This is a genomic window from Candidatus Methylacidiphilales bacterium, from assembly GCA_028713655.1.
Lineage (GTDB): Bacteria > Verrucomicrobiota > Verrucomicrobiia > Methylacidiphilales > JAAUTS01 > JAQTNW01.
Map to the genome: position 1 here is coordinate 71,210 of JAQTNW010000009.1, position 9,331 is coordinate 80,540.

Sequence of the window (9,331 nt, forward strand, 5' to 3'; positions counted from 1 at the left end):
CGCAATCTTCCTGTTAAAATGTGTTTATTTGACCGAACCCAGCTCGAATTTGGCATGGGCCGCCTTCGCGGCTTCGGACGCGCGGCTTTCATCAATCACCACGGTAATCTTGATCTCACTGGTCGAGATCATCTGGATGTTGATCCCTTGGTCCGAAAGCGCGGCAAAAAGATCGGCTGCAACACCGCTGTGGCTGCGCATGCCAATCCCGACCACCGACAGCTTGGCAATGCCCTCCTGAATGTTGACGGCGCGGGCTGAAGACAATTCCGTGATCGAACTGGTGATTTTCGTCACCTTTCCCACATCGTCTTTGTTGACCGTAAACGTGATATCGGTGTGCCCCTTGCCTCCACCCGCCTCCGCATGCGAAACGTTTTGAACAATCATATCCACATTGATGTTCGCATCGGCAATGGCCTTGAACAAGCGGGCGGCAATGCCCGGCTGGTCCGGTACGCCGGAAATGGTGACTTTGGCCTGGTTTTTTTCCACGCTGACGCCACGCACCACGACTTGTTCCATCGACTTGTTTTCTTCTTTCACGATTGTTCCCGGGTTGTTATTGAAACTGGAGCGCACCTCAAAAATAACATTAAATTTCTTTGCAAATTCCACCGAGCGCGCCTGCATGACCTTGGAGCCGGCGCCCGCCATTTCCAGCATTTCATCATAGGAAATCTCCAGGATTTTGCTGGCGTCGGGAACAATCCTCGGGTCCGCCGTATAGACGCCGTCCACATCGGTAAAAATCTGGCAGACATCCGCCTTGATGGCCGCCGCCATGGCAATGGCCGTCAAGTCCGACCCCCCGCGACCGAGCGTGGTAATCTGCCCCTCCATCGTCTGCCCCTGAAATCCCGCGACGATCACCACCTTGCCTTCGTCCAGAAATTTTTTCACCTGATGGGGCGTAATATTGGCTATCCGGGCCTTCGTGTGAACACCGTCGGTCACAATGCCCGCCTGCGCGCCCGTGAGCGAAATGGCTGGAATATTCAAGCCGTGCAATGCCATGGCCAGCAGGGCGATGGTGGTTTGCTCGCCGGTGGCCAACAGAACATCCATCTCACGCTCGGTCGGCTCGGGGCTAACCTCGCGCGCCAGGCGAATAAGACGATCCGTCTCACCCGACATCGCCGAGACCACCGTTACAATGCGGTGCCCCTGGCGGCGCCATTCAGCCACGCGAGCGGCCACATTCCGGATCCTTTCGGGATCTCCAACGGATGTGCCCCCATATTTTTGGACAATGACAGACATGAACCGGGAATCGTAACAAAAGTTCAGCGCCTGTTAAGCGGAAAATAGCTTACCGCTTTTGGCCTCTTTATGCTAAGATACCCGCTGGATGAATGATCTGGCGGAAAAAGAAGAGTCGCTGCGCACCATCCTGTCCTCGGTGGCCAAGGGGCTGATCGCCTATTCCGGCGGAATCGACAGCGCCTTTCTCCTCTGGTTTGCCCACACACAGTTCCCCGGAAAATTTCTCGGCGTCATCGCGGATTCGCCCAGCCTGAAACGCAGCGAACTGCAAAATGCCCTGGCCTTTGCCGAAACCCATCGGCTGCCGGCCCGCGTCATCCATACCCGGGAAATTGACAATTCCGACTACGCCAACAACCCCCTCAACCGCTGTTACTTTTGCAAATTCGAGCTCTTTGAGCAAATGAACGCGCTCGCCTGCCTCGAAGGATATTCAGCCATTTGTTATGGCGAAAACACCGATGACGCCCATGACGTCCGCCACGGCAAAAAAGCCGCCTCGGAATTCCGCGTGCTGGCCCCGTTGCATGACGCCGGGTTCGCCAAGGCCGATGTCCGCCGTTTTGCCCGCGAGGCCGGCCTTGAAATCGCTGAAAAACCCGCGCAGCCCTGCCTGTCCTCGCGCATCCCGCACGGCAGCGAAGTCACCCCGGAAAAATTACGGGAGATTGAACTGGCGGAATCCGTGATCGAAAAAGCCGGTTTCCGGATCGTCCGCGTCCGGCATCTCGGAAAACGCGCGCTGGTGCAGGTGGCCCCGGGCGAAGTTTCCTGGCTCCAGCAACTCAATCGCGATAACTCGATTACCGACCAGCTCAAAAAAATCGGGTTCGAGGAAGTCGAACTCGATCCGGTGGGCTACGAGGGGGCATCCCTGCGTTAGCGTAATCAGATCGCATTTCCAGAAAAACCGCCAATCCGGACCAATCCATCATGAACGGGCTTCTTTCCATCGATATCGATTTGTTCCGCCAGATCAATTCAGTCTGGATTCATCCGGCGGCGGACTGGTTCTTTTACATCGTCGGCGACTGGGGCGACTGGAAAATCCCGCTGGCCTTCCTCGGTGCCGGCCTGCTCGCCTTCGGCTCATTCCGGATACGGCTGTGCCTGGTCCTGCTGTTGCTGTCGGTTTTGATCGGCGCAGGCGGCGTCAACCTGGCGATTAAAAACCTTTCAAACCGCCCCCGCCCCTACCAGGCGCTTGAAGAAGTGCGGCATTTCAGCCGGAAATCGTTTGGCGCCTTTGAAATCAAAATGGTTTCAAAAGAACCCTGGCGCAACGGGCACAGCATGCCCTCGGGCCACGTCGCCAACAATTTTGCCCTGGGCCTGATTGTGACCCTCGTCTTTGGCGTACGCGGGCTCTGGATCTGGATTTGGGTCCTGTCCATGGCCTGGTCCCGCATCTACACCGGCGATCATTATCCGTCCGATGTGGCCGTTTCCATGCTCGTCTCCCTGCTCTATACAACCGGAATTTGTTGCGCCGCGGGCAAACTCTGGCAAAAATGGGGCGGACGGCTTGTACCCAACCTTTATGCCCGACACCCCAGACTCTTTGTCCTCCCGCGACCCGAATGAAGGCCTCCGCCTGCCGGGCGGCTATCTCATTCCCTGGCACCGGGCGGCAGTCATTCTGATCGTGGCGTTGACGCTGTTCCGTTTCTGGTATTGCCAGACCATCGAACTGTGCGGCGATGAAGCCTATTACTGGCTGTGGTCCAAACACCTCGATCTGGGCTATTTCAGTAAGGGACCTGCCGTGGCCTACACCATCGCCGCGGGAACCCATCTCTTTGGCGACACCGTTTTTGGCATCCGTTTTTTTGCCATTTTATTGTCAGCCGGCACGGGCTATGGAATTTACCGGCTCGGAAGAAGGCTTTTCTCGGGACAAACGGGATTCTTCAGCATCCTTCTGGCGGGCGTGATTCCCATGTTTTGCGCGGGCAGCATCCTGATGACCATAGATCCGTTGAGCGTTTTTTTCTGGACCCTGGCGGCCTGCTCCTTTTGGCGGGCCAAGGATGAAAAGCGGCCGCATTTCTGGCTCCTTACCGGCCTGCTCATCGGCATCGGTGCCCTGGCAAAATACACCAACCTGTGGCAATTGGCCTGCTTTGCGCTTTTTTGCGCCTGCTCACCCGGCCACCGCAGGCATTTAAAAACCAAAACCTTCTGGTTGATGGCGCTAACGACCCTGGCATGCCTGACTCCGGCGCTGATCTGGAATTACCGGAACGACTGGATCACGCTCCAGCATCTCCAGCACCGGGGGGCGCTTGACCGCCACTGGCGTTTTTCGGCAAAGGAACTTTGGAAATTCATCCAAAACCAGGCCATTTTTATTTCGCCTCCGGCCTTCCTGGGCATTGCCGCCGCCGCCATCTGTTCCCTGGTGCAGGCTTTCAAAAGGAAAGCGGATCTGGCCCTTGTATACCTGCTTTGCCTTTTCTGGCCCCTGATTGTGTTTTACCTGATCCTGAGCCTCAATGAGGCGGGCCAAGCCAACTGGACCGCGCCGTCCTACGTCGCCGGGTTCATTCTGGCTGCGGCCGTGTGGACACCATGGGTCCGGCAAAGCAGGCTCTGGCGCGGCGTGGCCGTTATGTCCCTGGCCGTGGGACTCCTCATGACGATTGCCGCTCACGATACGTCCTGGCTCAAACTGCCGCCCAAGCAGGATCCGCTCAGCCGCGTGCGGGGGTCGGCCGATCTCGCCCAACAAATCTATGAATTGCAAAAGGAGCACGGTGCCGCCTTTATTATTGCCAACAACTATGGCAATGCGAGCCTCATTGCCTTTTATCACCCGGAACACACACAAACCTACCTGCCGCGACATGAGGGAATCCAAAATCAATTTTCGTTCTGGCCCGATTACAGCGACGGGTTCATGGGCGAATCGGCCATATTTGCCACTGACAGCGACGAGCCTCCTTCCCCGCAACTTTTCAGGGAATTCGCTTCCATTGATTTTCTCAAGGAAACCTGGACTTCGCACCGGGGAAGGCTTGTGAAAAAATTCAGATTCTATCTCTGCCACAACTTTGGCGGCATTCATGAACAATCTGAAACCCAACCCTAAACACTGCCAACTCCGGATTCATCCTTGAAAATTTCGATCGTCATCCCGTTCTACAACGAAGAAGAAAACGTTGAAACCCTGCTGCAAGAAATCCTGGAATGCCAGCCACAGGCCGAAATCATCGCCGTGGATGATGGCAGCACCGACGGCACTGCGAAAAAAATCAAGCGCTTCCGCAAAGTACGCCTCCTGTCCATGGGCCGCAACCTCGGCCAAAGCGCGGCGCTCTACTACGGGCTCCATGCCGCCACCCGTCCGATTTGCGTCATGCTGGACGGGGACGGGCAGAACGACCCGCACGATATTAAAAAATTACTGCAGCACATCGGTTCGCACGACCTGGTTTGCGGCGTCCGCGCCCATCGCCAGGATTCCACTTTTAGAAAAATCGCCTCGCGCCTTGCCAATGCCATCCGGCGCTGCATGCTCGCCGACGGGGCAAGCGACACCGGCTGCACCCTCAAGGCCATGAAACGCGAACATGTGAAACATCTCATCCCGTTCAACGGCCTGCACCGTTATTTGCCCGCCCTGCTGAAATCCGCAGGCTTGAAAATTACCGAAGTGCCCGTCCATCACCGGCCCCGCCAATACGGCGTTTCAAAGTATACCGTGGCCGGACGGGCTTTGCGCGGGATATACGATCTTATCGGCGTCCGCTGGTATCTCAGCCGCCACATCCTCTGGAAAAAGGACCCCTATCATTATGAGCAATGACCCGCTGTTTGAAATAATGGGCTGGACCGTGCGGCCATGGAAGCTCGTCGGCTATGCCGGTACTTTTCTTTTTGCCGGACGCTGGTTTGTGCAGTTGGCCGCCTCCCATTGGGCCAAAAAGCCGGTCATGCCCTCGCTCTTCTGGTACATGAGCATCAGCGGCAGTGCGCTGCTACTGGCTTATTTTATTTTCGGAAACAACGATTCCGTCGGCATTCTCTCCAACCTCTTCCCCGCGTTCATCGCCGGCTACAATTTATACCTCCACTACTCCCACAAAAACGGCTTGAACAAGCAACTGGATCCCGAAGTGCCGCAACAAGCAAAACGGAGTTCCCGGTGGGCCGCCGCCAAAGCCATATCCGTCAAGAAACGCCGGAAGTAATCGTCAATGGCCAATTCTCAATCAATAATCGCCAATCGGTTATTGGCAATTCTCGATAGACGATTCTTCCTCACCCCTGAGGCACTTCTTCCCCGGCCGGTTTTTCCGGAACATACGGCTTGGCCTTTAACATCTGCCGCACTTCAAATATCCGTTCCACACGGTTGAAAGCCCCGAACAGCGGATGCCCGTTCTTGTCGAACAATTCCACCACCAGGCGATGCTTGCCCACCGGTATATTGCTCCAATACACCGGTCCCGGTTCCGACAGCGATCCATCATACCCCGGCAATGAATAATGCACCTGCAACGCCGAATCCCCGCCCGCCCCCGCGTTTTGAATCAGGTAATCAAAACAGACCCGGTTTTCGGCGTCCGTGTCGAGGGTTTCGCCCGATGGCAGATTGACCGTCAAAAAGGGCGCCGTAGGGTCCACATAATTTTGAAAATCCTTCTTCTTGATGTAAAAATGGGTCATCGCAAATCCCTTCGGGTCCCGAATGATGGTTCCGTCGGAACGCGCAACATAGGCGCGAATCGTCTGCCCGCCTTCGCGCAAATCACCCAAGGTCAGCGGGCGCGCCGTGCTATAAAGAGTTATCGGCAGTCGGTTGTTGACAATAACCCGCAGCGCATTGCCCCCCTCCGCCAACGCGCAGTTTTTGACATCAAAAAAAATGTCCACGTTGGCGCCGGCCACCACTTCCCTGTCGTGGGGATATAGGATCGAAACCTCAATGGGCTGCGGGGCTTCCAGCACAGCGCCCTCCGGACTCGGGGGTGTCGATGCAGGCGGCGCAGCCTCTCCAACCGCAGCGGCTGGGACGGGAGGCGTTGGAAGCACCGGAGTGACAACCGGCTCGGATGCCACGGCCGGGCGGGCCGCATCGGAACTTGCTTCGCCGGGATTCGTATTATTCTGGCTGCGGGCGGAACCTGTCGTCAAAAGAAAAAACAGCGCCCAAACGCAGGGCATCAGGCAACTCAAGCGACCTGAATGGTATTTTGACACAATATTTCCTGTATTAGCCGGACTTGAAGATAAAATGAAACCTGAAATATTCAATATCATGCCGCAAGATTATTTACGGTTGGAAGCCCCGGGCCTTTCACTCGACCAGACCCTTCCATCCGGACACACATTCTGCTGGCAATCCATTGACGGCGGATGGAAGGGCTATATCAGCGGCAAACCCTGCCGGATTTATCAGTCTGGCAACCATCTCATCGTGCACGGCGACCTCACGCCCTCTGAAGCGGCGCATTATTTTGCCTTGGACGTGCCTTGGGACAAGCTGCTCGCGGCTTTGCCGGATGAACCCCATCTGCAACAGGCCTTGCAGTCCCTGCCGGGTCTGCGTTGCGTCCGCGAACCCTGGTTTGAATGCACAGCCAATTTCATTTGTTCCTCCCTCAAACAAATCCCCCACATCCGGCAAATCAACCTCGAACTACGGCGCCGCTTCGGTCAATCCATCGGTTCAGACGCCTTTTCCTTCCCTGAACCCGAAGTGATCGCAGCACTCGAGGAAAAAGACCTGCGAGCATGCCGATTGGGCTTTCGCGCACGCCATTTGTTGGCCGCCTCCCGGCAAATTGCCGACGGCCGGTTCAATTGGGCGCAAGCGATGTCCCTTTCCACTGATGAGGCTGCACTCTATTTGCAAAATCTCCAGGGTGTCGGAGAAAAAGTGGCCCATTGCATCCTTCTTTATGCGGGAGGGCGCTATGACGCGTTTCCTGTGGATGTCTGGGTGTTTCGCTTGATGCGGCAGTTCTATTTTCCGAAAAGTCGGAGGCCACCCAAGCTTAAAAACATTAATCGCAAGAGCCGGGAACTGTTTGGCCCTCTGCGAGGCATAGCCCAGCATTACTTATTCCATTGGTATAGAACAACTTATGTTAAAGATTGATTGCAGCCTGCCCCCTTCTTTTTTCCAGGCTTTCCCCGGTAAATCCGGCCTTCCATCGATGCTACTGCCCTTCCTATCTTGACCAAACCCGCATCTCCTCTAGTCTATGAGTCTAATGAAAAAGCCCATTGCGTGGAGTCTTCTTACGCTTTGTATTGTAACAACCTGTACGCAGGCCGCCTTGGTTTGGCGTCCCGGCGAGGGTTGGACCAATGAAAATAGCGGTGAAGCGCTGGCCGCCAGCGATGCCAAAGCCGGGCTCCAGCTTGCCCGCAATCTCGAAGCCAAAGAAGCCTACAAAGACGCCTTGGACGCTTACCGCAGCATCGTCCGACGCTGGCCCCTTTCCTCCGCCGCCGGTGAAGCCCAGTTTAAAGTCGGTTTCATGCTCGAAAAGCGGGCTGAGTTCTGGGCTGCCTATAAGGCATATCAAAAAGTGGTCGAAAAATATCCCGGCAGCCAGTTCTTCGACCTCGCGATTGAGCGCCAGTTCAGCATTGGCAACCTGTACCTGGCCGGTGAGCCCCAAAAGGTCTGGAAAATTCCCCTGCTTCCTTCCATGGACAAAACCGTCGAGATCTTCGAAACGGTAATCAAAAACGCCCCTTATGGCACCTATGCCCCCCAGGCGCATTTCAAAATCGGTCTCGCCCGCGAACAACAAAAAAAATGGTCTGATGCCATTGCTTCTTATAACAAGTTGATTGATAAATATCCGGGCAGCGATCTGGCTTCCGACGCCCAATACCAAATCGGTTACGCCTGGTATCAGGCCTCCAGCCAGCCCGACTATGACCAGAGTGCCGCGCAAAAATCCATCGAGGCCTTCCAGGATTTTCTTGTCCGCTACCCGAACAGTGAAAAAGTGGACCAGGCCAGGATTTACATGACCGAATTGGACGGACGCCGGGTCCAGGGATCCTTCAACATCGCCCAATTCTACGAAAAACAAAAAAATTACAAGGCGGCCATCATTTATTACAACGATGTGGTGCAGCAGGGGCCAAACTCCCCCCAGGCAACCGAAGCCAAACAAAAGCTGGATTTTCTGAAATCGCTCACCAATCCCACCCTCTCGCCCGGCAAGAACGCCACGGCAGCCTCCCCAGTTGACCTCTCCAATCAAAAGCCCGAGATACCACCCGTTTTATGAAATTCGCCCGCACGCTCCAGAGCCAGCTTCTTCTGATTCCCCTCCTTATCCTCACCGGGTGCGCCGGTTATCACGTTGGAAATATTGCCTCCAGCGATTTAAAAGGGGTCAAAACCATTTACGTTCCGATGGTCAAAAACGAAACCTATGAGCCTTCCATCCAGGCCATCGTCACCAATGCCATTATTCACAGCATGGAAAATGATGGAACCTTTCACAGCACCCGCATGGGGTCGGCGGACGCCACGCTCGAAGTCACCATCACCCAATTTGACCGCAACCCGACGCTCTTTTCACGCGACAACACCATTGTGCCCCTGGAATATCGCGGCACGATGACAGCCAGGGTCACACTGCTCAACAATCTTACCGGCAAAAAGATTCTCGCCGATACACAGGTCAGCGGTTATACGGATTATTTCACCTCGCAAAGCTCACAGCAGAGGGACGCCGTGGAGGCTGAACGCCAGGCCTTGCCACTTGCGGCCCAAAAGCTGGCCGACAATATTGTCAAACAAGTCACCGACGGCTGGTGAATTATTTCAGCAGCCGGGCAAGCCGCGCCTTGGCGCGTGACGCCTTGTTCCGATGGATGGAACTGCCTTTCGCGGCACTATCCAGCTTGGATTGCACTTCGGAAAGAAACTTGCCGGCTTCATCCTTCTTGCCTTCCTGAACCAGGGCTTTGAATTTCTTTTCCGCCTGTTTGTAGGCCGTGCCACGTTTTTTGTTTATGTCACGGCGGCGCTGGCTGACTCGCGCCCTTTTAGCTGCAGACTTTGTATTTGCCATAGATAGGGCATGAC

The 9,331-nt window shown here is 55.4% G+C and carries 11 protein-coding genes; 8 read left to right on the plus strand and 3 right to left on the minus strand.

The annotated features are described in order from the left end of the window. Positions 1-24: 24 nt before the first annotated feature. Positions 25-1,263, minus strand: coding sequence for an aspartate kinase (locus PHD76_04725; protein ID MDD5261134.1), 1,239 nt, complete (start codon positions 1,261-1,263; stop codon positions 25-27). Positions 1,264-1,351: 88 nt separating this feature from the next. Between PHD76_04725 and larE the strand changes: the two genes are divergently transcribed. The 5 genes from larE to PHD76_04750 are packed head-to-tail and all read left to right on the plus strand — an operon-like array spanning position 1,352 to position 5,459. Further along, the gene (gene larE, locus PHD76_04730; protein MDD5261135.1) at positions 1,352-2,149 is read left to right on the plus strand and encodes an ATP-dependent sacrificial sulfur transferase LarE; all 798 of its coding nucleotides are present in this window, start codon (positions 1,352-1,354) and stop codon (positions 2,147-2,149) included. A gap of 50 nt (positions 2,150-2,199) precedes the next feature. Further along, positions 2,200-2,850 carry a phosphatase PAP2 family protein gene (locus PHD76_04735; protein ID MDD5261136.1) on the plus strand — a complete coding sequence of 217 codons (651 nt, stop codon included), beginning with the start codon at positions 2,200-2,202 and terminating at the stop codon, positions 2,848-2,850. Next, entirely contained in the window at positions 2,807-4,357 is a 1,551-nt protein-coding gene (locus PHD76_04740) for a glycosyltransferase family 39 protein (GenBank protein MDD5261137.1), read from the plus strand. The genes PHD76_04735 and PHD76_04740 overlap by 44 nt, the downstream gene beginning before the upstream one ends. A gap of 24 nt (positions 4,358-4,381) precedes the next feature. Continuing rightward, on the plus strand, positions 4,382-5,074 hold the full coding sequence (locus PHD76_04745; GenBank protein MDD5261138.1) for a glycosyltransferase family 2 protein: 693 nt from the start codon (positions 4,382-4,384) through the stop codon (positions 5,072-5,074). Then, positions 5,064-5,459, plus strand: coding sequence for a lipid-A-disaccharide synthase N-terminal domain-containing protein (locus tag PHD76_04750; GenBank protein ID MDD5261139.1), 396 nt, complete (start codon positions 5,064-5,066; stop codon positions 5,457-5,459). The genes PHD76_04745 and PHD76_04750 overlap by 11 nt, the downstream gene beginning before the upstream one ends. A 70-nt stretch (positions 5,460-5,529) precedes the next feature. Here PHD76_04750 and PHD76_04755 read toward each other — a convergent pair whose 3' ends face one another. Beyond that, positions 5,530-6,435, minus strand: coding sequence for a hypothetical protein (locus PHD76_04755; GenBank protein MDD5261140.1), 906 nt, complete (start codon positions 6,433-6,435; stop codon positions 5,530-5,532). Positions 6,436-6,505: 70 nt separating this feature from the next. Between PHD76_04755 and PHD76_04760 the strand changes: the two genes are divergently transcribed. From PHD76_04760 to PHD76_04770, 3 genes are all read left to right on the plus strand, one after another. Next, positions 6,506-7,372: a DNA glycosylase gene (locus PHD76_04760; GenBank protein ID MDD5261141.1), complete on the plus strand. Its 867-nt coding sequence runs from the start codon at positions 6,506-6,508 to the stop codon at positions 7,370-7,372. Between the two features lie 115 nt (positions 7,373-7,487). Continuing rightward, positions 7,488-8,525 carry an outer membrane protein assembly factor BamD gene (gene bamD / locus PHD76_04765; GenBank protein ID MDD5261142.1) on the plus strand — a complete coding sequence of 346 codons (1,038 nt, stop codon included), beginning with the start codon at positions 7,488-7,490 and terminating at the stop codon, positions 8,523-8,525. Next, a complete protein-coding gene (locus tag PHD76_04770; protein ID MDD5261143.1) occupies positions 8,522-9,061 on the plus strand; it encodes an LptE family protein in 540 nt (179 codons plus the stop codon). The genes bamD and PHD76_04770 overlap by 4 nt, the downstream gene beginning before the upstream one ends. Before the next feature lies 1 nt (position 9,062). Here PHD76_04770 and rpsT read toward each other — a convergent pair. After that, the coding region (gene rpsT / locus PHD76_04775; GenBank protein ID MDD5261144.1) for a 30S ribosomal protein S20 at positions 9,063-9,331 on the minus strand (269 nt) is incomplete at its 5' end.